Origin of the sequence: Streptococcus suis (genome assembly GCF_002960445.1) — a bacterium.
Lineage (GTDB): Bacteria > Bacillota > Bacilli > Lactobacillales > Streptococcaceae > Streptococcus > Streptococcus hyiners.
This window is the reverse complement of the sequence record NZ_POJD01000008.1, coordinates 1-264: the sequence shown is the minus strand read 5'-3', so window position 1 is coordinate 264 and position 264 is coordinate 1. Positions and strand designations below refer to the sequence as shown.

Below are 264 nucleotides of genomic sequence, written 5' to 3'. Positions count from 1 at the left end.
CTCGTTGCCTAGTACTAAAAGTAAACTGAAAGACTGCGAAATAAATATTCACTGACAGACTACAAACGTGGTCTGTTTTTCTGGTGTCAATTGACATTTTGAACGAATTGTTTTACAATGTATTACAAGAAGAAAGTAGGTGGAATGATGGGAATTGTATCCTTGCGATTAAACGATGCAGAAGAAGAAATTTTCAGAAGCTATGCTATTCATACAGGAAAAAGCCTGTCTGAGCTATTCAAAACTGCACTTGCTGAACAGATA

At 36.0% G+C, this 264-nt stretch carries 1 protein-coding gene; it reads left to right on the top strand.

Annotated elements, in window-relative coordinates:
• Positions 1–147 precede the first annotated feature (147 nt).
• A partial coding sequence (locus tag C1G53_RS13220) for a DUF6290 family protein (RefSeq protein WP_238139074.1) occupies positions 148–264 on the top strand: 117 nt, incomplete at its 3' end.